The 26,210-nt window shown below is 59.1% G+C and carries 22 protein-coding genes and 3 pseudogenes; 6 read left to right on the top strand and 19 right to left on the bottom strand.

The genetic code is table 11. The features are described 5' to 3' along the window. Positions 1-108 precede the first annotated feature (108 nt). Both AC0WRY_RS35900 and AC0WRY_RS35895 read left to right on the top strand, forming a co-directional pair. Positions 109-1,122 carry an SIR2 family protein gene (locus AC0WRY_RS35900; protein WP_232995577.1) on the top strand — a complete coding sequence of 338 codons (1,014 nt, stop codon included), beginning with the start codon at positions 109-111 and terminating at the stop codon, positions 1,120-1,122. Beyond that, entirely contained in the window at positions 1,119-3,212 is a 2,094-nt protein-coding gene (locus tag AC0WRY_RS35895) for an ATP-binding protein (RefSeq protein ID WP_128929580.1), read from the top strand. The genes AC0WRY_RS35900 and AC0WRY_RS35895 overlap by 4 nt, the downstream gene beginning before the upstream one ends. 579 nt (positions 3,213-3,791) lie before the next feature. Here AC0WRY_RS35895 and AC0WRY_RS35890 read toward each other — a convergent pair. The 7 genes from AC0WRY_RS35890 to AC0WRY_RS35860 form a co-directional block, all read right to left on the bottom strand. Then, positions 3,792-4,697, bottom strand: a complete 906-nt coding sequence (locus AC0WRY_RS35890; protein ID WP_237866540.1) for a hypothetical protein — start codon at positions 4,695-4,697, stop codon at positions 3,792-3,794. Between the two features lie 94 nt (positions 4,698-4,791). After that, positions 4,792-5,349 carry a hypothetical protein gene (locus AC0WRY_RS35885; RefSeq protein ID WP_237866542.1) on the bottom strand — a complete coding sequence of 186 codons (558 nt, stop codon included), beginning with the start codon at positions 5,347-5,349 and terminating at the stop codon, positions 4,792-4,794. A 15-nt stretch (positions 5,350-5,364) separates the two neighbouring features. Beyond that, positions 5,365-6,135, bottom strand: coding sequence for a helix-turn-helix domain-containing protein (locus tag AC0WRY_RS35880; protein WP_128929582.1), 771 nt, complete (start codon positions 6,133-6,135; stop codon positions 5,365-5,367). Between the two features lie 1,150 nt (positions 6,136-7,285). Continuing rightward, entirely contained in the window at positions 7,286-8,107 is an 822-nt protein-coding gene (locus AC0WRY_RS35875; protein ID WP_232995578.1) for a hypothetical protein, read from the bottom strand. Between the two features lie 276 nt (positions 8,108-8,383). After that, on the bottom strand, positions 8,384-9,313 hold the full coding sequence (locus AC0WRY_RS35870) for a relaxase/mobilization nuclease domain-containing protein (RefSeq protein WP_232995579.1): 930 nt from the start codon (positions 9,311-9,313) through the stop codon (positions 8,384-8,386). Between the two features lie 143 nt (positions 9,314-9,456). Further along, a complete protein-coding gene (locus tag AC0WRY_RS35865; protein ID WP_128929583.1) occupies positions 9,457-9,975 on the bottom strand; it encodes a plasmid mobilization protein in 519 nt (172 codons plus the stop codon). 424 nt (positions 9,976-10,399) lie between these two features. After that, positions 10,400-10,561, bottom strand: coding sequence for a hypothetical protein (locus AC0WRY_RS35860; protein WP_232995580.1), 162 nt, complete (start codon positions 10,559-10,561; stop codon positions 10,400-10,402). Positions 10,562-10,895: 334 nt separating this feature from the next. On the opposite strand from AC0WRY_RS35860, the pseudogene AC0WRY_RS35855 reads away from it, so the two are divergent. After that, positions 10,896-11,591: pseudogene (locus AC0WRY_RS35855) on the top strand (IS91 family transposase); the annotation flags it as partial. A 113-nt stretch (positions 11,592-11,704) separates the two neighbouring features. Here AC0WRY_RS35855 and noeE read toward each other — a convergent pair. Continuing rightward, positions 11,705-12,910 (bottom strand): nodulation protein NoeE, encoded by a 1,206-nt coding sequence (gene noeE / locus AC0WRY_RS35850; RefSeq protein WP_276575773.1) that lies wholly within the window; start codon positions 12,908-12,910, stop codon positions 11,705-11,707. 898 nt (positions 12,911-13,808) lie between these two features. On the opposite strand from noeE, the pseudogene AC0WRY_RS35845 reads away from it, so the two are divergent. Further along, positions 13,809-14,029 (top strand): annotated as a pseudogene (locus AC0WRY_RS35845) (helix-turn-helix transcriptional regulator); the annotation flags it as partial. Between the two features lie 200 nt (positions 14,030-14,229). Here AC0WRY_RS35845 and AC0WRY_RS35840 read toward each other — a convergent pair. From AC0WRY_RS35840 to AC0WRY_RS35800, 9 genes and pseudogenes are all read right to left on the bottom strand, one after another. Further along, on the bottom strand, positions 14,230-15,213 hold the full coding sequence (locus tag AC0WRY_RS35840; protein WP_128929584.1) for a hypothetical protein: 984 nt from the start codon (positions 15,211-15,213) through the stop codon (positions 14,230-14,232). 245 nt (positions 15,214-15,458) lie between these two features. Continuing rightward, complete coding sequence (locus tag AC0WRY_RS35835) at positions 15,459-15,884, bottom strand: WGR domain-containing protein (protein ID WP_371746380.1); 426 nt, start codon at positions 15,882-15,884, stop codon at positions 15,459-15,461. A 35-nt stretch (positions 15,885-15,919) separates the two neighbouring features. Continuing rightward, the gene (locus tag AC0WRY_RS35830) at positions 15,920-16,285 is read right to left on the bottom strand and encodes a hypothetical protein (protein ID WP_128929585.1); all 366 of its coding nucleotides are present in this window, start codon (positions 16,283-16,285) and stop codon (positions 15,920-15,922) included. Positions 16,286-16,368: 83 nt separating this feature from the next. Continuing rightward, positions 16,369-17,043, bottom strand: a complete 675-nt coding sequence (locus tag AC0WRY_RS35825) for a DUF1889 family protein (RefSeq protein ID WP_128929586.1) — start codon at positions 17,041-17,043, stop codon at positions 16,369-16,371. A gap of 123 nt (positions 17,044-17,166) precedes the next feature. After that, the gene (locus tag AC0WRY_RS35820; protein WP_128929587.1) at positions 17,167-17,721 is read right to left on the bottom strand and encodes a 3'-5' exonuclease; all 555 of its coding nucleotides are present in this window, start codon (positions 17,719-17,721) and stop codon (positions 17,167-17,169) included. Continuing rightward, positions 17,718-18,884: a hypothetical protein gene (locus AC0WRY_RS35815; protein WP_128929588.1), complete on the bottom strand. Its 1,167-nt coding sequence runs from the start codon at positions 18,882-18,884 to the stop codon at positions 17,718-17,720. Before AC0WRY_RS35815 ends, AC0WRY_RS35820 begins: the two co-directional genes overlap by 4 nt. Next, a complete protein-coding gene (locus AC0WRY_RS35810; RefSeq protein ID WP_128929589.1) occupies positions 18,884-19,780 on the bottom strand; it encodes an AAA family ATPase in 897 nt (298 codons plus the stop codon). Before AC0WRY_RS35810 ends, AC0WRY_RS35815 begins: the two co-directional genes overlap by 1 nt. After that, positions 19,777-20,277, bottom strand: coding sequence for an HORMA-1 domain-containing protein (locus AC0WRY_RS35805; protein ID WP_128929590.1), 501 nt, complete (start codon positions 20,275-20,277; stop codon positions 19,777-19,779). The genes AC0WRY_RS35810 and AC0WRY_RS35805 overlap by 4 nt, the downstream gene beginning before the upstream one ends. 2 nt (positions 20,278-20,279) lie before the next feature. Further along, positions 20,280-21,219 (bottom strand): annotated as a pseudogene (locus AC0WRY_RS35800) (CBASS oligonucleotide cyclase). A 212-nt stretch (positions 21,220-21,431) separates the two neighbouring features. Between AC0WRY_RS35800 and AC0WRY_RS35795 the strand changes: the two are divergent. Both AC0WRY_RS35795 and AC0WRY_RS35790 read left to right on the top strand, forming a co-directional pair. Further along, entirely contained in the window at positions 21,432-22,496 is a 1,065-nt protein-coding gene (locus AC0WRY_RS35795) for an XRE family transcriptional regulator (protein ID WP_128929591.1), read from the top strand. Positions 22,497-22,689: 193 nt separating this feature from the next. Next, positions 22,690-22,992, top strand: a complete 303-nt coding sequence (locus AC0WRY_RS35790) for a PIN domain-containing protein (RefSeq protein WP_465251691.1) — start codon at positions 22,690-22,692, stop codon at positions 22,990-22,992. Positions 22,993-24,292: 1,300 nt separating this feature from the next. On the opposite strand, the gene AC0WRY_RS35785 is transcribed toward AC0WRY_RS35790, so the two are convergent. After that, the gene (locus tag AC0WRY_RS35785) at positions 24,293-25,213 is read right to left on the bottom strand and encodes a nucleotidyl transferase AbiEii/AbiGii toxin family protein (protein WP_128929592.1); all 921 of its coding nucleotides are present in this window, start codon (positions 25,211-25,213) and stop codon (positions 24,293-24,295) included. Continuing rightward, the gene (locus AC0WRY_RS35780; protein ID WP_128929593.1) at positions 25,200-25,997 is read right to left on the bottom strand and encodes a type IV toxin-antitoxin system AbiEi family antitoxin; all 798 of its coding nucleotides are present in this window, start codon (positions 25,995-25,997) and stop codon (positions 25,200-25,202) included. The genes AC0WRY_RS35785 and AC0WRY_RS35780 overlap by 14 nt, the downstream gene beginning before the upstream one ends. Between the last annotated feature and the right edge of the window lie 213 nt (positions 25,998-26,210).

Raw genomic sequence — 26,210 nt, 5'->3', positions numbered from 1 at the left:
TGCTGTGGGCTTCGCTGCCGGCGTCAAGGCGACGGGTATGGCGATTGCGACGGGGAAGTCGAAACATGCCAAGGCAATCCTCGTCACGCGACCGCAAGCGCCAAAAAGATGGGTCGCGGTCAAGCTAACATCGAAGATCAGTTGCGTAGCGCCATTGCTGTGCTCGATGGTCTTGACATCATCGATAAGGGGTCGGCGCAAGGTGTTCGCGACGACATTAACTCCGCAATCGCGACATTCCTAACCTCACTGCTTGCTACCGAGCGAGGTATTTTCGAAGCAAACAGTGCATCAGCACTGGCGACGGTGCAGTCATTTCTGCTCAGCTTCGTCAGCCGCGCCGCTTCACGCGAGCGTTTACATATCTTCACGACCAACTACGACCGGTTGATCGAACATGGCTGCGATCAAGCGGGGCTACGGATCATTGATCGCTTTGTGGGGAGCTTGCGTCCACTGTTCCGCAACACTCGGATCGAGCTCGATTATCATTACAACCCACCCGGGATCCGCGGTGAGCCGCGCTTTATGGAAGGCGTCGTCCGTCTGACCAAGCTCCACGGCAGCCTTGATTGGCGCTTCGACCCCATCGCGCATCGGATCTATCGGTCAGAGACACCATTTGGTGCCGACGACGATCATCCGAGCTTACCAGATTCTCCAGTTGATACCGTGATGATCTATCCTAATCCGGCTAAGGACGTGGAGACCACCCAATATCCTTATGCGGAGCTATTCCGTGATTTCGCCTCGGCAACTTGCAGACCCAACTCGGTGGTGGTGACCTACGGCTACGGGTTCGGTGATGACCACATCAACCGTGTTCTGCTCGATATGCTGTCGGTTCCGTCCGCACACCTCGTGATCATCGCCTTTGAACTAGACGATCGCATCAAGGGATTTCTCAATCAAACTCGTCCTGCACAAGTCAGCCTCCTCGCCGGCAACCATTTCGGAAGCCTCCAGCACCTCGTCGACGATTATCTGCCAAAGCCCGCGCTCGATTACATCACCGGGCGTATGTCTGACTTGCTGAAGAACCGCGCTTTCGCAGATGCCGCTGCGGGCCTGGCGCCAGCCGAACCGAGTCAGCCGCCAGCGGGCTCTGGAGGAGGAACGTGAGCTCCCCGATCGAACGGCTCGCTGAACTGGTCATCGGCACGGTCGAGTCGATCTCCTCGGATGAGATCCGTGTGCTGCTCGATCTCGATGCGCCACAGGCTACTGCGCTCAACACCGGCACACCGATGAGCTTCCCAAGGCTCAATAGTTACGTGCTGATACCGAATGAGGCTGGTGCTACCGTCGCCTACGTCACGTGGATCGGGATTGAACGATCGCCGTACCCCAAACGGTCGGGGCTTAAGGATTTCGGCCTGATCGATCTGCCATTCCCTCTGCGGAAGATGTCGCTCACTCCGATCGGCACCCTGTCTGTCGCTCGAAACCGACGCGAGGGAAGCAGTATGTTCGAATTGAGTCGAGGAATCGTTGCGTTCCCTTCGGTAGGCGATCAGATACCAATCCCAACGCCGGAACAAATCACAGCTATCGTCGGAGCAAAGGACAAGGACCGCCGCGTTCGCATCGGCTCGTCACCGCTGGCTGCAGATACCTCAATTATGGTCGATCCCGATAAGATCTTCGGGCGGCACGTCGCCGTACTCGGCAACACCGGTAGTGGAAAATCCTGCTCCGTCGCTGGGCTGATCCGCTGGTCACTCGATGCGGCGCAGGCCGCTCTTGAGAATGGCACAGAACAGCCGAATGCGCGGTTTATTATTCTTGATCCTAATGGGGAGTACGCCAAAGCATTTGCAGATAGGGGCGGAAATATCCGCCTGTTTCGTGTCCCGCCCATCGACCTCAACAGGGGTGAACGCGCGCTCCGTCTGCCGGCCTGGCTCTGGAACGGTCACGAGTGGACCGCGGTATCGTTCGCACGACCCGGAGCGCAGCGGCCCCTGCTGCTCCAAGCGCTTCGTGAACTAAAGAACGGGCAGCTGGCGGGGACGCCTCGCCAAACTATCGTCAGGCGGCATTTGTATTCCTATCGCATCATGATCGCCGCTATGTTGGCCGAAGGTGCCGCGACCTACGCTGGCAGCGCAAGCAATCGGCGGCGCTGCGGCGAACTGCTAGACAACATTGCATCAGACTGCAGCAATATGACGGAATCCGTTGATGGTGAGCACAAGACAGCTCTGGAAGAGATAAGCAGCATTATCGAAACTATCGCTAATTCCCGTCGGTCAGGAGACTGGTTCAACTCCTTCTCAGTACAGGACATGGAAGCGGTGCGGAGGTCACTGCAGAGCTTCGTAGATCTGGTAGAGGATGCTTTCGCCATCGCGCATCTTACGGAAGATGCACCGATACCATTCGACGTACACATGCTGCCAGAGCACCTTGAGAGGATAGCAGCGACGGAGGGAGGTGCGTTGGCCGGATTCATCAGCACGCTCGGCATGCGCATCCGCGGCATGATGTCGGACCCGAGACTCGGTCAAGTGATTGGAAGTGACCCGGCGATCACCTTCGATGCCTGGCTTGACGCGTTCGTGGGCAGCAACGCCTCGGCCAACGGACAGGTCGCAATCGTTGACCTTTCGTTGGTGCCTTCAGAAATAATCCACGTAGTCGTTGCGGTTCTGGGACGGCTGACGTTTGAGGCATTGCAGCGCTACCGACGGCTTCATCCTGATGGCAAACCTCTGCCCACGACCTTGGTTCTAGAGGAAGCACACAACTTTGTTCGGCGAGGCGCCAACGAAGATGGGCCGGCAGAAAACCCGACCCAGCTCTGTCGCGAGACGTTCGAAAAGATCGCGCGCGAAGGTCGCAAGTTTGGTCTTGGATTGATGCTATCGTCACAACGCCCATCGGAGCTCTCGCCCACGATCCTTGCACAGTGCAATACTTTCCTACTGCACCGGATCGTAAACGACCTCGATCAGGCGCTAGTTGGACGTCTCGTTCCCGACAATGTGGCGGGCTTGCTAAAGGAGCTACCTAGCCTACCATCCCGTCAGGCAATTTTGCTGGGATGGGCCACGCCGATTCCTTTGCTCGTGGAGATGGATGAACTTGCCGAGGCACATCGGCCGCAATCGTCAGACCCAGATTTCTGGGACGTTTGGATCGGCAAGAACCCACGTCCGATCGATTGGCCCACCCTCGTCGGCGATTGGACCGGCAGTGCGCAGAATTGAACAGACTGCGCTCCTCGATCAGACGTTTCCATGACTGCCGCACGCCTTATGAGTCCGACGGGAGAAAACAAGGTGAGCTGGTGATCTCATTGCTCAATGGCTTGCAGGACGAGACGGAGAGCGAGGTCGAGTTCGTCGAATCCGCTATTGTCATTCGGCGTCACAATTGATCCCTTCAGCATCCAATTTTGCATGCCGAATGACAGCTTGCCCGCTAAGTTGAGTGGCGTAAGTCGGCCGGCGTCAGCAGGCGATGAGATCGCTTCGACGGAAACACTGATCCGGCAGCAAGTGCCCGAGCATTGCTAACTGCGTTTCGTGTTGCGGGGACTTCGTGCTGAGCACAGACGAGGCTAGGGCCGAGATCGATCGGATCGACACCATTGCAATCAACTGGCGCCAAGTTTTTGAGGATGAGGGTGTCGACGAAATCGAAAGAATAGCACCTGCCTTCCCAATAGCAGACTGCTTTCCCCGCAAGCTCGTCTCCAGCCTTAGAGAGCTCAGCCGACTTTGCCGGCTGCGCTGGCCTTGCTTTTTACGGTCGTACTTCCACCGTTGTGACTGATAAGCACTTCTCTACGAGATGGAGAGCATGACCTTATCCCAGTTAGAGAATCCCTCCGCGAAAAAGGCCGGTCTTTTCGACCCCCGATCCTTATTCGATCGTTCAACTGCGCTCTCGACAAAGTCAGACGTATCGGCATTCAATGCCCGCACCACCTCTGATACAATATGGGGCCGACCACCGATGAGCGTGACCTCCGGCTCCGAGCGGCTCGATGATACAATCGGAAGTTCGATAAGCGCCGTATAGCGCGACCCAAAACATTCGAGCGAAAAAGGCGTCAACAAAGCATCGTCAGAAGTCAGTTGAATTTCGTCAGGCCAATGGTTGAAGATGATATTGACGCCTGGCGTTGATGCTACGGCAAGAAATTCGATGTGAGTATCAACCCAATCGACGAAGTCGGCAAATTTAAAGCGGCGCGCTGTCTGCCGACCTGCCCGAACCATCGCCGATACAATCCTACGAAGAACTGGCGCGGCCGGAATCCAATGCGCAAATGGCCCTTCGCCTGGTGCCATTTCCAACTTGAGCTCTTTTCCCTTGAAACGGAGCGTTATCGATTTCTGCGGCCTGGCCAGTATGACGCCAATCTCGATGATGGCGACCGCCTCCTCCAGGTCGACAATTCGTTCACCGTCATAGTTGAGCGTTAGGTTCGCCTCCGCCTTCGGAAAGTCGATCAAAAATTCAAGGAAGTTGTTTGCAAGTCGCACCGGCCCGAGCTTTCCATCGAATATCGGAGTGACGAACATCTCGAGCTCTACCGAGGTCCACTCGCCTGCTTCCGAAGAAAGTTCAACCGTGGTTGACATCGATGACGATACGTTTAGCTCCAGCACCGCTTCCCGAAACTCATCGCGATCATTGTCGAGCGGAATTCCGAACCGGCGTCGCTCAATCGTCAGGTCCGTCACCTTAAGCGTGCGAGGGCCACCCAAAAAGAGCTGACCGATCTTTTCGCCCGCATTTTCTCCTGGAACGAAAAATCGACCGACAATGGATCTGTTATCAAAACCGCAAGTCTTGCGGTAGTCGACCTTCCCTGCAATTATAATCGGCAGGTGCCCCTCCGAGCATTCCGTTTAAAGCCTTTGCCAGCCCTTCTCCTGCTGGAGACAATTCTACCGCACGATCGAGTGGCACAAGAATCGTGATTCTGTGAATGTTCCGCTTTCCTTTGGCTTCCTCGCTGCGAACCCGCTTGAGGGTGTCGTAGATCATTTTTTGATCGACCGGGACGAGGAGAGTGCGAATCGGCGTCCGCCCGTCTTTGACGAAAAACATGACGACGATCGCCGCCGGCAGGTCAGCATCAACGAGATGCTTGAGCGCCGACAGCTTGATCCTCGGCGGCTGAGATCCTTCTGTCGCTTTCACTTGGATCAAGAATTTCGGAAGATCGTTCTGGGAATCAAGCGGACGCTCTTTCATCCGCAAAGGCTCGCCTTCAAGGAGGTAGTCCCAGCCGAGACGGTCTGCCTGTGATTTCTGGGCACGAAACCCTTCCGGTTCACACCAACCGATGAACACATTCTCACCTCGCGCGCCAAGATCTGGAACGCTCACTGAATTCTTCATATTTTAGACCATAGCCTTAGCTACTGCTGAAACCAGATCGATAGTCGGGAAGAACCCGAGTTCGTGGAGTTGATGCAGTAATTCCTCAAATTGAAGGTGATTGGCGCTGCCCTTGGCGGCAAGCTTCGCCAGTTCATCGATTTTGCCGGCGAGTAATTCGATGTCCCGCTGGCGGCGTTTGGAGTCCGCAGGCGACAGCCGCTGCGGGCCATCGACAACAAACGCGGCCGAATGTTTTCGGACGTACTCCGCGACGTTGTCCAGCGCAATTTCGCTTTCGCCGGCCTTTGAAAAAGCCATGCTGATGCTGTACGCGGCATCTTCAAGGTACGGCCTGTCCCGCACGAGGTCCGGCGAGCTGTCTTTGCGGCGGTACCCGCTGAGAGAGAAGCTTCCGTTTTGCAGGTTGTAAAACCCGATCTCAAAAGGACCGAACGTCGCAACGCCTTTAGCGATATTGACCGACCATGGATTTTGCGGCCCGCCGCGAGCTTCGACCGCTTTGATCAGCCCGCTCACCTCTCGCGCATGAAGTCGCGCACGCTCGAGCTGAGCTTGGTCGTTCTCGAATATGGAAATGGCGTCCGGCTTCCAAGCCAAGTGCCGCGCGTGGAGTTGGTGCCAGGCACGCAGAGCGGCTTGGGCCGGACCGGGAATTTCCTCGCCTTCCATCCATCTTCGAAGCGTTCGCGTCGAAACTCCCAACAGTTGCGCAGCCTCGGCCAGGTCGAGGCCCAGAAATGTCAAAATTTCAGTCAGCTCAATACTTGTCATTATGTAAAATCCGTTTTGATAATTTGTCCTTCGTATTTTGACAATATGTCAGAAAAAAGAACCTGCTTTGTCCCCCTCCCCTTCCGCGGGAGTGTCGTCCCGACGCGCGAGTTGGCGAATGCCGTCACCAAAACAGATTGAAAAATGGACCGCCGCTACTCGGTCGTCGTCATCGCATTCCGTCGGTTCAGACGCAGATTTACCGCAAGAGTATTGGGATTCAATCCTGGCTGACGCGAGCGTCGGAACGAGTCCAGGCGTGCCAATTCAGCAGCGACGGCTATCGGAGATCCCTCGTCACGTTTTGCGGGTGACCTGCCAGCGCTGCAGTCGAATCGTTGAGATCCGAAAAGGCAGATGCGGTCGGGTCTTTCGATCAGCATGCAGTCTGGAAGGACGTCGGGCAGAAGTCGGCCGATCGGACATGTCAGAATCGTAGCGCGCGCTACGAGGAGGATGGCTGCTGGCTATCTTTCAAGAGCTCCTAAAGGATCCGCTCGCGATCGGTTTGTTACTCAATGGCGCTTAACCACCATCCAACACCCCTGTCCGGTGGCGATCGCAACGCTCTAAAGAAGGAGCTGGGCAAACGACTCCTTGAAATCGACGGGCAGGGCCAACCCGAAGGGGTAGGTCGTCGGAAAAGATCGGGGATGAAGGAGCCTTAACAAGCGGGACACGGATCGGGCTAACGACTTCACGCCGCCCGAAAAGCGGCCGGCTTCGAGTCCAGTTGAGAGGCCGCTGCCCGCTTTGGTGGCATCTGGCCCCTATCGAGCCCACGAGACGCGGCTTCCCGAAGTCTATCTTGTTGAGACGCTAGGCTGTCAGCCGGCGACCGCCGTCGTGCTGATCGTGTCGCCACGGTGGCGAGACTTGCCTGCCGATCGCCTGCAGATCATCCATCCAGGCAGCCGTTTGGTCCTCGACACCGGTAGCACACATCTCCTGCCCGGCGCCTACTATGTCGCTCTCCGTACTGGCACATCATCGCCACCGAGGAAACTCACTTTTCGCCGGCATCATCAGTCTGATCCCGACAGCCGCCTTCACAGGCATCCCGCAGTCGGGGCGCGCAGCACGCAAAGGCGTAGAGAGAGCGAAGCGTCTCCTTCTTGGCACTGTCGTGCAGCCCGCACCTCGTTCGTAATCAAAGCCTAAAGCTGCCGCGATCCGCATAACCTTTGGGCCGAATATCCAGCGCGGCGATCAGGTCCAGGCGCTGCTTCCGACAACCAAACTCGGGGTGATCTCCCACCTGGAGCCACGCTCCGTCACGGCGCTCAAGCCATCCGGATGCAAACACCTCGCCCGCCAGGAAACCGCCATTTGCCGTTCGGACCCAGCGTTCGCCGTCGATCGCAGGCCACAGAGCAACGTGGATTGATAGCTCGTCCCAATCCGCGTCGTGAACGCTGGCAATCGCCGCAATATCCTCGATCATGAATCGGTACGTTCGACCATCGTCCCCGTACCTCGGATCCAGCAGCGGCCAGCTGTTTTCTCCTGCACGCGGCGTAAACAATCCCTGGTCGATGCCAGCATTGATCCCGGCGACCATCACATTGCGCCAGGCCCGCCGCCTGCGGGACCCGTCGTATTTCACCTTGGTTACCCCCTTGGACGCGGTCGGAATCACGTCCGCACCCTCGTAGTTGAGGCGATCGAAGGAGAATCCGCGGAGGTCTTCGTCCGATGTCGGAACACCCGTCATCGCCGCGAGCCGGCTCAGGAACGGCAATTCCTCGAGCAATGCAAAGTCCGGATGCACCGGTGCACGCTCCAACATGCGGGCTCGCAGCGCTGCATGACTTGCAAAGCCGCATGCGGCTGCGATCGCCTCGGTCAGATGGGATGATTTGTAGTTCGGATAGCCCTGCCTAACCGCACGCTTCACGGACGTGAGCGCAGATTCAGTCAAAGGGATAGCGGTCAAAGGATCCACCTGTTCATATCGGCGGCCGATGTCCACAGATTACGCACCGACCTGGATATGACGGTCGATCCAAGGATTTGAAATAGTGCCCACTTTGACCCTGTGGCAGGTCCGGCGAGACGGCCGATTCGAAGAATGCACGATCTATCAGCCAGCTTTCAAGGACCTAGGCGCCTCAGGGCAGCCGCTCCATAGGGGTGTAACTTCCCGTTGACGGCTCCAATGCTGTTCGCGCGCTCGAGGAACATGACAAGCCGCCAGTGCACATCTACGTGCCAACCGATGAAACGGTTGGCGGAGCGCGCGGGCGCCTTACCTCGTCCGCTCATCGTCTCGCTTGTGACCGCGCAACTCGGCATCGATTCCCTGCTCTGCCTTGCGGCGACGGCTATTGGTGAGCTCCGAAAGCTCATTCTTTAGTGCATGCCGCCGGGTTTCAACGGCGGGCATGTCGTTCACGAATTGCCTAACCTGGCGCGCGAGCGCGTGATCTGCCGCCGCTCCAGAATGCTGCAGCTCGGCTGCGTAATCGAGATATCGCCGCCGGATCGCATCCTGACGTGACTTGATCTGCTCGTCCCAAGGACGTTTTGCAGTCGTGCCGCCCCTCACCTCCGAAAGCACCTCTTTCCGGGCGAGCCGGTCGACATCAGGTACGATTTTTCGCTTGCGCATAGCGAGCACCGCCCCGCGATCGGCCTTTTGAACTCGCCCGCGGGTTCGCCGCGGCGTTGCCTCGGCCGCTATCCCGCGAAGCCGGAGTTCGCCAGCAAATCGCTCCCGCCAAGCCTGCAGATCTGCCTTCCGAGGGTTGAGACGCTTGCCGTCGTGGCCCAGGGACCGGACGGTCAAGTGCACGTGGGGATGTTTGTCGTCGAGGTGCTGGACGAAGACATAGTCATGATTGTCCCCGAACGTTTCGATGGCAAATGCCCGGGCTGAATCCTTGACGGCGACGGCATCGGTGCCAGCCGGCATCGACAGAATGATGTTGATCGAAAGCGACCCATCACGGCGGCGCTTGTCGTCAAGGCCGGCATCATCCTCCCAGCGTTGCTGTAGGTCTTTCAATCCGGAACGACCGGCCAGACTCGCGCCCTGCTCTGTTTCCGCATCGAGCTCGCCGTTTCGCGTGATATACGCAAGGTGCGACTTGAGATGCGCCACGTCCTTGGTGCGGCCGGTGATCTTGACCATCACCTCTGGCGCTCGGCGCACGATCCGTTCGAGCTTCGCGCGCATAGCCGGCGTCAGGCGACTAGGAACCGCCGGATCGGGGATATCCCACTCGGCCCGCCGCGGGCGCCGATTGGGCGTTTCCCAAACATATGAGATCGGCGGAAGCTCGGAGGCCAGGTCTGCCGGCCGCGGCTTATGGCGCCGACTCATCGCCGCCCATCCCAATAATCCGCGTTGCCGTGCAGCGCATTGCGTAGTTGCGCGAGCTCTTTTTCGATGACCAACTGGGCCTCTTGAATTGCGGACAGATCGGGCTCGACCGCCCTGCCCTGCAGCACACTGGCGTTCGCTGCGCGCGCGATCTGATTGATGTTGCCGCCGATCTGGTTGAGCTCGCGAACAATCGCGCGGAGCGCCTCGTGCTCGCCTGGAGAATGCTGCACCGGTGATCCCAACCGCGAGCGCACCAATGCAACGATCCAGCCGGTTCGGGTCATGCCGCGCTGATGTGACACTTCCGCGAGCTGCCGCATCTCGCTCTCGCGAAATCGCACCGTCACCTTCTCCGGTCGCCCGACAGGCAGCACGGAGATGCGCGGCACTGGTTCAGCAAGTGCCTCAGCAATGAGACGCCGCAAGAGCGCGGATTTGCCGCCCTGGGTCGCTGCCAAAGCTGAGAACTCCGCAGCGACTTCGTCAGAGACGCGAAGCGAGATCAGAGCCATGCACTCCAATCCCAATCGCGATCTAATACATCGCTGGCGCGAAGCCTATCCTGCACTAGAAAAAGCGAATCCTTCCACTCCCTCCGTGTTGGTTCGAACCAACAGGCTCGGCATTCAAAGCTCGGGATTTGCTGCAGGTGAGATCCAACCCAGCCGACGATCGATGCGCAGAATTCCTCCGGGAATGGCGCCGCCGTCAGCCCCGGTGCTCTTATTCCACGAACGCCGCGCGTGGAGACCGGCAACATTGGCACCGGGTATGTGGACCGCGGCTTACCAGCAGCCTCCGGCCTCTCTACGGCGCTGTGGGGGGCGCGTTCGGCCTCCGGCTGCTGCGCTAACGCGCCATCCTTCGGATGGGAAATCCGCTCCGCCGGCATGCCAAGCGCAGCGGTCTTTCTGAGGAGACAGTCGAAGGCCAGCTTCATGCGAAAATGATCTCTTCGATGGTGATGGTCGATGCCGGCACCTCTTCCACTTCTTCTGCGCCATCGACCAACAGCACGGCATGGCGTGAGCCTTGAGACGCGAGCCGATCGACGAGAAGACAGCCCGCGCGATCTTGGTGGCGCACTCTGATCGTCACTGACGAACTCATTCGCTCATTTCGATGGACGGAAGACCTGGAGCTCTTCTCCGCGGCCGCCGTTACACGGTCTCTCTCTATGGGTCGCAATGCTACTTGCGGTGCGATCGGGCCTCGCGCCGATTGAGCTCCAGCGGCACCTTCGCTATCAGCATGGGAGCCCCCAACTCCGCTACGAATTTTGCGAGCCAGCTGGCGGGCGTGGGCGTCGGTGAAGCTCTCCTGTGCTGCACATATGGTCTCGACGGCGTTGGGCTGCTCACGCCAAGCCTGGTAGAGTTCATACACTGCACGGATTGACGAGCCCGCAAGCTTCGACCGGAGAAATTCCGGCATACCAGGCGGCGGGATCGCTCCTGATGGAAGCTGGGTTCATTGTCGCCCCGGCTTCTTCCTTCCCGTTCGCGTGCTATCACGATTGCATCGTCGGCTATTCCTGGAGCGCCTGCAGGCGGCGTTCGATGGCACCAAGCTCCAGTTGTTCGGCCATCTCGCGCACCTCGTCGAGCCAGCGGCATTCGCCCGCCATCTAAACGCCCTCCGCAAGGTCGAGTGGGTCGTCTACGCCAAGCGTCCCTTCGGCGGACCAGAACAGGTTCTGACTTATCTCGGGCGCTACACTCATCGCGTTGCGATCGCCAACGGCCGGCTTCTTACCTGTGAGCAGGGCCACGTCCGCTTCCGGTGGAAAGATTATCGCGCCGGGAACAAATCCAAAGTAATGACGCTCGACACTGAGGAGTTCCTTCGTCACTTTCTGCTTCACATATTGCCGAAGGGGTTCCGCCGCATCCGTCATTTTGGTTTCCTGGCGAACGCCTGCCGCGCCGCCAAACTCGCGCGCATCCGAGCGGCACTTGAAGCCCCGCAGCCACCTCCGCCTGCCGAAGCTGTCGACTATCGTGAGCGCTGCGCCATCCTCCTTGGTCACCGCCTCGACGTGTGCCCCATCTGCGGAGGCCGCATGGTCGAGATTGGGCCTGCGCCGCGTGCGCCGCCGCGACGCGCACCTCGCTGCGATACATCATGACCGACTACCTCGACTTATTCGCTCCCACTGCACGTCAAGCGACGCAGCAGCGCGCGCGGGAGGGACCTGTGGGCCGGTGGGGCGATCGGGCGCGCGGTGGTCACGCGTTTGTCCTATCGTCGGCCCGCCGGCGCAAGCTGTCGCCTCACCTCCGAGGACACGACCGCCGTGAGCTCCTCGTTCAACTGCGCCGCGATTGAATTTGCCACCCGCAGATTCTCTTCCTTCTTAGTGGCGGCCAGACGTTGCGCTTGCTGAAACACTGAGGCTGCGAAAGCAACCGCGGCGTGTTCCTCCGCTTGCCCACCACTATTATTGAGTTCGGCGGGGAGCTCGAACGATCCTCCCGTCTTGCCGTCCAGAAAATCCCAGCAGGTCCGAAATAAGTGGCGATAGCCTTGGGTTGCTTCCGGCCCCCTATCGACGACGCCGGCTTGCTTTGCGTACTGAAAATCCCGCTCATAACCGAGCTCTGTCAAGAGCTTCGCCCCAACCAGGTCGGTCACGACTTGCATCTCTTCGATGCTCAAGTCAGTTTGCCAAGCCTCCACTGAGCGGTCATCGACGGCCTTTCGCTCCAGGATCTTGCGATCTCCGAAAGTGCTGGAGCGGAGATAGTCCGTCTGCCCCCCCGGCGCCGATCCCGTCTCGGTCGGAGTGTAACCGAGGCCGGCAAGCACGCGCCGAATTTCGTCATCGGGGTGCGCCACAAGGGTCTCATAGTGGACCACCTGCGTCTGAGGTCGACTGCGGTATGCTGCTAGCGCAGGCAGGCCCAGGACAAGATCTGCGAGAGAAGATGCGATCGCGGGCGTGGGCTGGCCCAACGCGATATCGGCGAGACACGATGCGATGGCGGGCGGGGAACTTGCGGCCAGCAGAGGGACGCCCCATGTCGTCTTCAGTGATGCGGCGATGGCGTAGGGGTTACGCATGAGAACGAGACGCGGTGCTTCCGGATAAAGGGAATCCAAAAAGTCGAGCACCGTCCAATAGCGCGGCGTCTTGTCTATGAGAGTGCGTTTGCCTGCAGCAGCTAAATACTGGCAATAAGCTGCATCGGAAAAAGCGCGGGTAACGATCATCCGATCTATTCGCCCCAAGAACTGCGAGGTTGCGCTTTGAACCAATGATGCGCCGGCTGGGTGGCGGTGGTCGACTTTACCGAAGGCCTCAAGTGCCAACATGAGCCACGGTTCAGGCGGAGCCAAAATATCCGGGTGCCGCTGCAGCAAATGCGCTAGCAGCGTCGTCCCCGAGCGGGGAAGACCGAGCAAAAAGCACACCGCAGGCGCATGGCTTACATCGCGGTTCATCATTCAACAGCCTATCTTGGACAGACCGAGCGTCCGTCTTAAAACCTTCGTCCGGTAGAAAGAGACAACACCAGCAATGGCAATCCAGATAGGGTCAACCATCCCTATCCTCAGATGACGTGACATCCGCGAGGATGACATCATGCCGCGACAACATTCGATGGCCCTTGTGGCAGCTTTGGCTTGTTCGCTGCATGAGCGCCTACTGCGCGCTTCGGATGGACGCGCGCCATCTCCGATTGGCAATGCGTACGTAGATTGCCCGTTGTTCAGGTTTGTTGCAGATAGACCGTAACTCTCATCGATCCCATTCGTAGCGGAAATGGAAGACGACCCTATCCCTGTTTCGCATGATCTGGGTGCCATGAATTCAATCCATTTAGCCAGCCACAGCACCGCACCTGAGATCGGCTGCGCCCAGCTCCTTTCGGGGCCGGAGCCTCCAAGCATCGCCCCGCCGCGCGGAGCTAAGCCATATTGAGACCATCAGAAAAGCTATACCGTGGTTTATCGGAAATAAGCGGCAAAGCGACCGCGGAAGCCCGTCGCTTCGAGCCGCCACGATGCCATTCCCTCGCCAGCCAAAGAAGACGGTAGCTCATCTCGATGTCTAAGTGCGCCATCTGAACCCAATATCCGCCATTCGTAGGATCGGCAAAACTCAATAGTTTTGATGGAGCACATCCATACCGTGGATTGATGGCTTAACCGGCCAACGGCCTCTGCATCCAAAGAGACACGGCCGTGCTCTGCCTGTCATCTCGCAAGGAACAGAGCAGGGGTGCCGAAATCATTCCCGCATCTTCGGCATCCCCTTAAGCGCTCTTCTACTCCACACCATCATGCTCGTCGGCACGCGATCAGCCGCGCGAGCCCTCCAGAAGAGCAGGGAGCATCTCAAATGCCAGACCACCGCCGGCTGCCGCCGCGATACTTGCGGAGCCCCGAAGCGGCACGCTTTCTCGGCCTGTCCGCCGAACTTTGGAAAAGCATCGCACATACGGTACGGGGCCGACTTATCGCAAGCTCGGTGGGCTCGAAAACCTCGAAGCCTTGGTGGACCGCGGAGCCAAGAAATCGACCAGCGATCCCGGCACAGGAACGGTCTTGCTCGCAAAGCGGCAAATACCGCATTCCTTATGTGTCGCGCGCCATGGAAAACTGCCCCCCATATTGCCTCAGATGACAATGTTACCGAAGTCACCCTGGTGTCTTCTGGATCGACTGCCGCGAGTCGGAGCAAGCCGCTCGCGAAGCTCGCCCCCCAGAGCGCCGTAGCGAGCGAGCGGCTTGCGGTGCTTCAGCGAAAGAACCTGTCAGGATTAAATACGAAGGCGCGAAGCTTGGACCGATAGTGTGATCTCTGTGTTGCTGATGAGCTGTCGAGCGGCCTTTGATCGCCAATTCTTCACCAATCGCTGCACCGTGCGCCGCTGATGGCCGCTGAACCGACCGGGCGCATGCGCTTCCAGCAGGGAGAGAAGATCGACCGCAGACAAGTGCGGAGCTGCGGCGAGCCATTCCTCGATGATGGGAATGTATGGGTCGAGCATCGATGGCCGACGTGGCACAGGCTTGCGCCGCACATAGCGACGCCGATGAATGCCTCGCTGCTCACCCTGTTTCCAACCATCGCCGAGCTCTCGGGCAAAGGCCGCCAAATCACTGTGCCCCTGCGCGACAGTCATCGCTGACTTTCCAGCCCGTTGATCGACACGCTTACCCAACTCATTCTGAGCGTCCCGCATCTGTGCCAGCAATGCCACAGGATCAAGCGTCCGGTAAATCTCCCGCAGCCGACCTTTGAATGCCTCATTGAGCCTCGGGTGGACCAATGCTTTTTCGTACGGCGTAGCGGGAGGAAGATAGCACTTGATCATCTTGGCACCTTCGCGGTGCTTCTCCTTCAGCTTAAACGAGGGCTGGAAGAAATTGATGTATAGCCGGGCCGCCGCAAACAGGCGAACCAATGAACGGGCGGCATCAATGCCTTCAAACCGCCCGTAGCCCACCAGGCGGCGAACGATAGCTCCGTTCTTTTGTTCAACGAATGCCTGATCGTTCTTCTTGTAGGCCCTGGAACGAGTGACTTCGACATCGTGAGAACGGCACCACGACACGACCGTGTCGTTCATGAAGGCGCTGTCGTTGTCAAAATCGAGCCCCCGAACGGGCCAGGGAAATAGGTTCTGCGCGCTCGAGAGCTTCGACCACAAGAGCTGCTTCACGCACAACAAGCGGAAAGCATTCGGTCCACCCGCTGATCTGATCTCGCGCTTTGCGCGCATGCTGATCTTCCCTGCCATACCTGCCACCGAACTGATTCGGCAGCTCCGCCCCAGACACGGCAGAGAAGTTGTCCGGTAACATTTTTAGTGAGGCAATGCGGGGGGTCAGTTCCGGATGGCGGGAGCCGGTGACCATGTCGAATGACACATGCTCTGCTTGTGGGCAACAGCGCGGTCGACTCGATCTGTTTCACTCATTCCCGGCGATCTGGCGCCGCACGGATCCACGCCTCGCTTGAATAGCAACTGATGGAGCATTTCTATTATGGAGTTCGGTTGATCTCTCCTACTGAAACCATGACACTATTTAAATTCGCATAATTAATTATGGAATACTTTCGCAATTCTTGGAATATGGTCGAGTATGATCTCGGATTACTTTGATATACTTCCACTGACATTTTGTCCAGATCAGCCGACTTGTGGCGTGTCGCACGCCGGCTCCGAGCCCGGAAAGTGCCGCTGGACGTAACCGCGACGGGCGTTGCGCCTGAGCCAGGACTCAAGAGCCTCGACGGCTTGAACAGATCGAGTCGCCGTCGACCGCGCCCACCGAGACGGCCCCATTCGCGCACCAATGCCGTATCGCCAAAGAGCGTCGGCTCAATCGTGAGCACATAGAACCGCGCCATGTTACGGGCCGGATCGCGACGCTCGAGCACGAGATATTGCACGGTGAGTTCGGACATGCGCCAGAATCGCAGCCGCCGAATCGACCGTCCAATTAAATAAATGAATCGATCAGCGCCAACGATTCAAAAATTTCATGCTGACAACGAGACAGGTCGCGGCGAGGCTCGCGATGGGCGACTGAGCTGAGGCGCGCTCCGGCCTCGCTGGGTGGCAGCGTCTCCCCTGGAGAAGCCGTCTGAACAAGTTGCCATCGCATGGCCGCCAGGTAAATGGAGGGTTTCCTCCTCCGACCCCATGCGTTGCGCAAGACTTTCTCGACTTGCGCGACGAGCTTCGCCCTGTGCTCGGCAGGCAGTTTGTCCAGATTGATCTGCTTCCAGCGTATAGCCGGCAGGTCCGCCGCGCCAGGGACGCCCAGCAGGCTCCAATCCGGCTCGCCGCGCTTGAGGTCCGCCATCACGGCGAATGCGCAGGAGACATCGATATATTCTTCTCAACGGCTGCCTTCTCTGGATCCCAAACTAGAATCCAACACTGACCTTATCGGAATGCTTTGCGAGCTACCTTTTCAAGGTCTGCGGCCGCACTTGACGACCAGCCGTTCCGCTGAGCCCATCGGCGGACCTCAACTGGATCAAACGAATGCCCTTCCTGACGCAGCTGCGCGATTGTGCGCTCTGCGTGTTTCTTGTCTGAGGGATGATTGAGACCCGTACCCAAATTGACGGCTTGGGTCAGGCTCTGCAGCGCCTCCTCCACGGGCTCGGGCAAACTAACGGTCGGTGCCGGTGCAGTAGTGGCTCCTACGATCTGAGCTCCCCATGTCGCTCGCCAGTTTTTGCCGTCGGTATCGTTCCAAGGAAGGTAGACGATCGCTTGCGCGCCGATCGCATCGTCCAGCTTGTTCATGTCTTTGTCCGAGATGTGGCCGCCGATCAGCAGCCCATCTGACCAACTCCCCCGGGAGGTCTGCGCACTTTCCAACTTCATCTGAACGCCCTGCGCCACCAGAACGGGTTGCCCCTTGACGAGCGCCTTTACGACGTTCGGTCCGAGGAATTCGGCCACGATGGTCCGATCGAAGCCGCCCTTCTGCGGCACCACCAACGTCACGCTGGAGATATTCCTTTCCTTGCAAATTTCGAGGACGCTCTTGAAAGCGAGCCGGACCTGGTCCGGCGACCGCTCAACGACATATCGCGCGACTGATGCCACCTATTGTTCCCCTTTAATAGAAAAGCGACCGATCAAACGTAGTTGCTTTGCAAAAAGTTGCATCGCGAATGCGAGTGGTCCTTCGACAATGAGCGAGCGTCGCTTCATGTCTCCCGCCATGCTCTACCGATTTCCCAAGAGCTTGGTTCGAATGAGACTGAATAACTCGGCCTGATACTGCGCATCATGCAGGGCCTGATGATCGCCCTTCAACCGAGGCGACAGGCGCTCCGTCATTTTGCTCGATCGCGTATCGGCCCAATCGCACCCCGTCGCACCCATGAAAAGCGCCTTGATGTCCAAAGCCGTGAACCCGAATGGATTATCGCCCGTGAACCGATGGAAATAATAATTTACGAATGACCAATCGAACGGCGCGTTGAGCCCGACGAAGACGACCGAGCCGTCTTTTTCAACAAGCGCGTCGAGCCACTGCGCGAAGGCCCGCATCGCCTCCGCCGGTTCGAGCCCGTTCTTGGCAAGCTCATCCAGCGACAGGCCGGAAACCTGCAGGGCTTTCGGATCGGCATTGCGATTGATCGGCTTCAATTCGCAGGAGAAGGTCTTTGCCGGATCGTTGACAACGCAGGCGCCGATCGACAGAAGGCTGTACTCACCGGGGATCGGCCCGGCGGTTTCAACGTCGACTGAGACGAACACTTCGGTTTTACGCCTCATGAGATCAATGGCTCCGCCGGCACGAGCGAGGGTCGCGTGCGGATCGCCTGCCAATGTTCGCGGAAGGCGCGCCGGCGATCCTCGGCCGCGCCGCTGTTCTTCCAATGCAGGCCAGAGAGCGTGGTGATGTCAAACGGCAGGTCCGAGCCCTCACGCGCCGTCACCATAGTAGGCAGCCCGCGACCCAGAGCATATCCCAGCTCGAGGAAACAATTCGATCGTCCGCCGGTAATGTCGGCGATCACGACGGCGCTGCGGTGCAACTTGGCGAAGATTTCCTGATCGATACGGGCATGGTCGTGGGCTTGCCGGCCGTCGATGACGACGAGCCGGTAGCCAAGCTCGTTCTCGATCACCGGCTGCACGACGGTGTCGAAAAAGTCCTGCACGTCGGCATAGTCCGGCAGCGCCGGATTCAGCAGCCGCACCGCGAAGGCCTTTGGTCTTTCCAGGGACTCGAGCAGGTCGACGAGGACCGCGACGCGATCGGGGATGGACTGGCGCGGCGGAAACCGGATCTTGTTGAGCCAGTCATGGGCGTCGCCGTCATCCGCAACCTGGAACAGGCGGCGGGTTTGGCTGCTAGTCAATCCGAAGCTGTAGAGCCGGCGAGCGCCCGCCGTTTCCGGCGACACGGGAAGATTGAGGGGAATGATCGGCTTTCCGGCATCGTGGTAGAGATTTGCGAGGTAGAGGACCCCTTCCGTCCCCCCGAGCGCGACAAGAATATCGCCGAAGCGGGCCTGGGCTTCCATGCGCTTGCTGGCCATGTTCCAGTGCGCGGCGTTCTCGATCTTGACCATTGGCGAGCTGCGCAGCTCGTCCCATAGGTCGGCATACTCAGCCGGGACCTGATCTTCGCTCTTGTGGTGCTGCACGGCGACCGCGAGCGGGCCCGGAACATTCGCCGGGCGTGACGCGAGGCTCTCCCTGAGCGTCTTCCAGATCAGCCAGTCGAAGCAGATCGGAAGCCCGTCGGATTTGCGCAGAGGTTCAGCGTCGACAGGCACGACGAAATTCGCACCGCGACGGGCCAATTCCTTGACCAGCGCAGCAACGAGCTCGCGGGCCTGATTGACGTCGGCGGTCGAGGCGATGGCAAGGTCTTCGACGATGCTGCCGGCAATGTGGATGCGCCGGCCGAACAGAGGGGAGCGCGCCATCAGCGATCCTCCATCACCGGCGACGCGGTGATCGCCGCGGCGGCGAGCTTGAGTTGATCGAAGCGCAGTGGCCCGCTCGGGAAGGCCTTTGCCAGCGCGGCCGGATAGAGCCTCGTCCTGATATCCGAATAGGTCCAGGACGGCTTGCCTGCCCGCGCTCCGGTGGCTTCGACGAGCTGCGATAGCTGAATGGGCGTCAGAGACAACCCGGCCAGATCCATCGTGAGCAATTGGCGGCGCTCGTCGTCCGTTGGACGGCGGAACTCCTCGATGATGGCGGCGCGGCGGCACAAGGCAGGATCCAGGACCGACAGCCGGTTGGTGCACAGGATCACCACGATCCGGCCGCCGTACTGGCGCAGGTCATCGACGCCCTGAATGAGCGTGTTCACCGCTACCTTGTCTTCGTGGTGGCTGTGCTCCTGGGCGCGCGAGGCGGCGAGGCTGTCGCCTTCGTCGATGATCAGGACCGCGCGGCGGTGCTTGCCGGCCGATTGAATGACCTTCTTGAAGGCTTCCGCGATCAATGTTCCCATCTCGCCGACCATGCCGCTGCCGCGGACGCGGTTACTCAGCTTGAACAGGATCGAATCTTCGCTTCTGGCCTCGATTACCAACTTGTTGGCGATGCACTCCGCTGTTGCGGTCTTGCCGGTGCCGACATCGCCGTGAAAGATCACCAGCGGATACTGCTCGGCGACGAGATCGCAGATCGGAAGGCTCTTGCCGTGATTCTTGTGGCTCCAGCCCGCCAGCTCGCGGACATTCAGCAGCAGACGAAGCTGATCGTGGACCCGCGCATATCGGGTATCGAACCCCAGAAGGGTCTTCTCGCGTTTGGCCAGCGTATCGCTGGGCAGCGGCGTCTCGCTGTCGAAGATGCTGGGTTGACTCACGAGGCCCAATCCTTGCGCTGCATGCCATAGGCATTGCTGACATAGTTGCGGCCGCCAGCCGACGAGAGAGCGGCATGGCTGGTATCGTCGTAGCAGGTCACCCAACCGATCTTAAGCTTACCTTTCGTGGCTTCGCGTGCGGCACTGGTGTAGTCGTCGGTGTAGCTCAGCACGACACGAAGCTTGGCCCCTGCGACCTTCGGCCAAAGAACGCCGCCGGGCCGGCTCGTAGACAGCGAGCCGGCGTCGGTATCGACTTCGAACCTGACGGCCTTGATCTCGACCCCACTGCTGATCAGCGTGACGTCGACCCATTTGAGGTAGCCGTCCTTGGCCAGGACCTCGATGTCATGGGCGTAGTTGCGAGCCTCCTCCGGAGTCCAGCAGCCGGTGCTGTCCGCGATCATCACGAGATCGGCGTTGACGCGCCGAACGACGTTCTCGATGTCGACGTAGGTGTAGGTCGCGCTCGCGCTTCTGACCTGGGTCATGCTCATCTTCAGTCCTCCGTCTTGAATCGAGGGCCGAAGATCTCCTTCCAGACCTCATTGTCGTTCTCGGCCGATGCAAAATTGGACGTCTCCCAGGCCTCCTGGGCGGCGGCGACGATCTGTTTCCGCTCGTCCTCGGAAATCCGGCTGGTCACGTTGTTGAGGCTGTAGACCGGATCGAGAATGACCACCGGATCGCAGAACGTCGTGAATGGCGCGACATTCTCGGGAAACTTGATCTCTTCCTTCAACTGCGACTGCGCGACGTAGAGGAGGAAATTGCGAAAGCGCTGTTCGATGCTTGCACCGTTGCCCTGCTTGGCGAGGACATGCGCCATGATCAGCTCGATGGCGAAGGACTTCAGCGGCTTCAGTTCCGCCTGGTTGCGCCACTTCTTGGCCATGCGCACCAAGGTGCGGAAATCCGCGTCCTGGTCCTTGCGATCGCGGACGAACTTGATCTGGCAAGGCGCGCAGGTCTGCGTCTTCGTGCCGTCGTGAATGTCGAACTGCCAACCGTAGCCGGCGCGGTTCTCGTCTTCGATGACCGGCACGATATCAACGCTGAGGCCCGTGCCCACGAAGGTGACGGTCGCCGCCTTGCGCTGGATCTCAAAATCCTCGACCGACTTGTTCGGATACTGCTTGATCAGCAGCGCGTAGATCGTGTCGTTCAGGCTATCCAGCGTCTCCTTGCTGACGTCTCGGCCAGAAATGTAAAAAACGACATCGACATCGACCGGATCGACAGCGGTCTTCCGCAGAATCGTGTATTTGGCGAAGGCCGGCCTTCACGACCTTAGTGATCTTGATCTCGGTCTTGTCGCGAACGGTCTTGCGGAGTTCATCGATCAAGCGATCGACCTGCTCGTGGTATTCCTTGCGCTTGTCGGCAGGCAGGCGCAGCACGTTGCTGTCGTAGTACCGCAGTTGAGTATTGTTCAACATCGCTGCTCGATTCCTGCTGGTCGGTTTCGCCGGCGGCTGGCGCAAAAGTACGCCACAGTGGAACTTGTCCGACCCAGACCGGTTTACAAATCCGGGACAATGGAGCGGTATGCGGGCCATATAGGCTCAATTTTCCGCGCATCAAGGGTTTTTGGTTTACAAATTTGTGCCCATATCGTACTTCTGTAAACTGAGACGCAAAGGAGGCCCAGATGATCGGACACAAGCTTAAGGTCGCACGGTCGGCCTCGGGCCTGTCGTTGCGTGGCCTCGCTGACGCCATGGATGGCATCGTATCGGCCCAAGCCATTGGCAAATATGAGAGAAACGAGGATATGCCGAGCTCGCGGGTGCTGATCGCCTTGGCGGCGACGCTCCACGTGACGGAGGATTACCTGCTCAGCGAGGACGAACTTGCCCTTGAGGGCGTCGAGTTCCGCAAGAAGGCGGGCACGTCGTTCCGGGAAGAAGCCGCCCTCGAAGCCCGCGCGATTCACATGCTGGAGCGCTATCTCGCGATCGAGGACCTGCTCCAGATGCGCAGCATCGATTGGGAGCAGCCACGCAGCGCACCACATCCGGTGGCCGATGTCCGGGACGCCGAAGATGCGGCTCGCTCTGTCCGCGAAGACTGGGGTTTGGGAAACGATCCCATCCCGCAGCTCGCCGAGCTTCTGGAGGAGCGCGGGATCAAGATCCTGTCGCTCGATCTCGACGATATCGACGGGCTTGCCGCCAAGGTGCGACGCAAGGACCGCAACGCTGCGCGAGTAATCGTCATCAAGCAAAGCACGTGGTCGGAGCGGAAGCGCTTCAATCTCGCCCATGAGCTCGGTCATATGGTGCTGGCCCCATCCCCCGGCGTCGATGAGGAAAAGGCGGCGCATCGGTTTGCCGGCGCCTTCCTGATGCCGGCCGACGTCCTTCGGGCCGAAGTTGGGGTCAGCCGATCGTCGATCAGTCTTGGCGAGCTGGTCGCGCTCAAGAAGCGTTTTGGCGTCAGCATCCAGGCCATCGCCTATCGCTGCAAGGATCTCGGCATCATCAGCCAGTCCGCTTTTGGCCGGCTGTTCAAGATCTTCGCGGAACGGGGATGGCGGACGGCGCCCTATGAAGAGCCAGGCCGGATGAAGCCTGAACTCGAGGAGCCGAAGCGCTTCGAGAGGCTTTGCTATCGTGCGCTGGCCGAACGAGTCATCGGCGAAGCCCGGGCCGCTGAACTGCTGGGAATAACGGTTCGCGAACTGGACGCTCGTCTGGATCAAGTTGCGGCGTAAGCACCTTGGCGGTCCTCGTTTCCGATACCTCGGTTTTGATCGATCTGGAGCGAGGCGCCTTGCTCGAGGACCTGTTTCGTCTCCCTTTTGAGTTTGCGGTCCCCGACCTGCTCTTTGTTCGAGAGCTGGCCGGGGACCTGGGCGATCGCCTTACTGCGCTCGGCCTACGGGTCGAAGAGCTGTCCCCGGCAGAATTGACCCGCGCGACGACAGTCCGCGGCAACGCGCTCATCTCTCCACGCCGGACACGTTCGCGTTTGCCATCGCGGAGGCCCGCCAATGGACGCTTCTGACCGGCGACGGAGGGCTGCGCGAGTTGGCGACCTCGGTCGGGCTGCAAATGCACGGCGTGCTATGGATTTTCGACCAGCTCGCCGACGGCAACCACTGCGAACTGAGCCGACTGCACGCGGGTTTAACTGCCATTTCCAGGCATCCTCGCTGCCGGCTTCCAACGACGGAAGTTCGGCGACGACTGACCCGGTTCGGCGCGTGAACGATCCACCACGCCCCCCCCCCGAAGACGACCGCGAAAGCGCCGAGCTCACGCCAGAGGTCGTATCCATACCCCCTGCCCGCCGGGACGGTCTCTGGACCATCGAAACCGGCGGCGCAAAGTCAATAGGCGCAAAATCCCTCGACGCTCGGCCTAGGTCCCGAGGAGGTTGGACCATTCTCCTTCATCAAGAGGAAGAAGTTTCATTTTGCCATCAAGCCCGACATGCAACTCAGACCAAGGGCTGCTGTCGCCCTGGCGCGCCAGCTGTCGACGAGGGAGTTTTAGGTCGATGGCGCGATAGACTCTCGCACTTCAATGCTAACGAAGGGCAACATCGTTCCTGGCGAACGCGAACCTCATAGGCGGCTCGCCGCTTTCTATCGGTCGTAGTGTTTGCCGCCGGTGCTGATTTGATAAAGGGTCGCCGAATAAGGAAGACGCAGGAGAATGGGACCTTCCTTCGTGACCTTGCCGAGGACGGCAGCCTGGCACAGGAGGCTGACACCACCCATTGTTCGGTCGCAAAAGGCGTCCGCGCTGTCGATAAAGTTCAGCTTTGTAAGGCGAGCTATGACGACGGTCCGCCCCTCGGGTAACGCGCCAATAGGCTGGACAACAAAGATGGTGATGAACTGCGCGCCAATGATGAGCGCTAGAAGGAGCGCACCAATACCGAGTCAGGCTTTCACCCTCCCCTCCGTCTACCTTGAATAATCTATTTCGGCATACTCGGCGCCGACCCGGGTCGCCATGATCAGGCTTCTCACCCGAGGTGGCGAATCCGGCTTGCAACATCGACGCGCGTTCAGCGGATAGGCGCATCGCGCGCCTTTTCTCGAGCAAGCTACGATCGGCAAAGACGATGTGGGCAAATCTCGCCAAGCCTGCCTCGCGCATCTTCTTGCCGCCAGAGGCGGTGATAAAGACGAGAACGATATTGCGGTTCATGCCCTCAATGCGCAAATCCGACAAACACAACAGCGAGCATTTCTGAGCGTCTGCTGTTGGAATAGGTGGTAGCCATTTTGGCGGCCGCGTGTCGTATGGTGGAGACCATCATACCTCTAGCCACGGCGGGACTTACATCGGCGGCTCGGGCTCTTCTCATAAAGGCGGCTCCTACCGAAATCCAAGCACCGGAAACGTGTACGGCACGCATAGGTAGGCGCGTCCACTGTTCGATAGGCGGCTGAGCTGAAGCCCGCAAGCTCTGGGCTCGCTGGGTGGCGGGCGTACCCCAAAAATTCTCTCAACAAGTTGCTACGAGCGTGCTCGACTGAGATCCCCTCCTCCGACCTCAGGCATTGCGCAAGACCTTCTCGAGCTGCGCGACGAGCGTCGCCCTGTGCTCGGCAGGAAGCTTGTCCAGATTGATCTGCTTCCAGCGCACCGCCGGCAGGTCCGCTGCGTCAGGGACGCCTAGCAGGTTCCAATCCGGCTCGCCGCGCTTGAATCCCATGAGGAAGTCCTTGCGAGCTTGCCGCATTTTTCCCGCGATTTCGGCGATCAGCGTTTCCCGGGTTTTGAGCAACTCGTCCAGGGTCACTTCATCGGCGGTCATGCCCTCAAAGCCGTGCGTGAATTCGTGCTGGATGTCCTTGCGACGAGGAACCACGACCTCGGAGATCGGCCGGTCATGGCTGATGAGGTAGACAATGAACGCTTTGCGGAGATCGTCCGTGATGCCTTCGTTGGCGAGCAGATCGCGGACATCGAAGAGGTCGCGCGGATGCTGCCGGTCGAGCGCCGCGACAAGCTTGCCGGCGTATAGATCGGCGAACGAAACGACTTTCATCTGCGCGAAGCCGAACGTCTCTTCGACGCTCGGCGACACGTCGCGCAGCTCCGGCTCGAAGACGCAGCCCCTGATCACCGGCGTGATCTCGATCTTGATCTGCGCGTCGCCTTTCTGGACGGTCAGCTTGGTGACGATCTTTTCACGGGGATTGACGACTTCCGTCAGCCGCGCGCCCGGCAATCCTTTCCTTATGGCCTCTGTCATGCGCTTCATCGCCGCATCTATCGCCGCAAGAGATTCGGGACGCGGAGCCACCGGCAGATATGTCAGGTCGATATCGACCGATAGGCGCGGCATATCTCGGTGGAAGAGATTGATGGCGGTGCCACCCTTGAGCGCAAAATCGGGCTCCGCCGCGACGAACGGGATCGTCTCGATCAACAAGGCCACTTGATGCCGATATTTTTCAGACAGGGGCATTGAGGTCGTCTGGGATGGTTATGAGGTATTTGGTGTCGAGTTTGCCGCCCTTGACGAGCATGCGCTTTCCCGTGCCGAGATTGACTTTCGACTTGTCGATCTGTTTGAGCCAAGCGTGCTGATGTCGCTCCGCGAACCAGAAAAACAATCGTTTGACCTTGACGCTTTTGCAGTCGTTCAGAAGCATTTGCAGCCGCCGGGGGCTCAGGCTCCTCAAGCCTTCCGCCAGTGCATCGACGTGATGGAAGCTTTCGTGGCGGGGCAATTCGTCGAGCAGTTCGAGAAACGCGCGTTCGGGCGTCGATACCGTGAGAGGCCAGTCGAATGGTCCCGGTATTTCCCGCGTTGTCCCCGACTCTGATGTGGGCAGGCTCCCGTGCGTTTTGAACAGGCTTTGCGTGCGGTGAACGCGGAATTTCTGTTTGAGCGGAAGTTTGCCGAGCCAGCCGGGAGCAGACCGCGTTCCGTATAGATGTATGGTCGAAGGACCCGTCTGGCTCAGGTAGTGGCCGAAGCCTTGCACTTCGATGGCGGTGCGTCCGCCAACGACGAAGTCGGAGCCGAGCAATCGCTGGAGTGACACGACGGCGCCCTGCCAGGAGAGTTCACCGAGCGGGCGCTTGAAGGTTCCCCGCGCCGGCTGAACGAGCCAGCCGGCCGATACGTATTGGCTGCGCAAGCTGGTGGAATATCCATGTCGTTCCATCCAGGCGGCATCGACCAGAAGTCCCTGCGGAAGGGTCCTTTCGAGCCTGTTTAGCTTTCTGTCCTTTTGCTCAGCCATACTAAGTAAACTAGCGCATATTCAAACTATATCCAAGGTTTAAGTTCTATCCATTTCCCATGGCCAGACTAAGTAAAATCGTCGTCATACAAACTCACCTCGGGATCCAAAGTTGACGCGCGTTCCTATTTTGTTCTATTCTGGACTACATTCGTGCGAGGCTGCTCGTGCACGCGTTCGGGTAGATCGACGTGTCGGTGGAAAACCCGCCGG

Source organism: Bradyrhizobium sp. T-12, from assembly GCF_058314695.1.
This window is presented reverse-complemented; position numbering and strand designations above follow the sequence as displayed.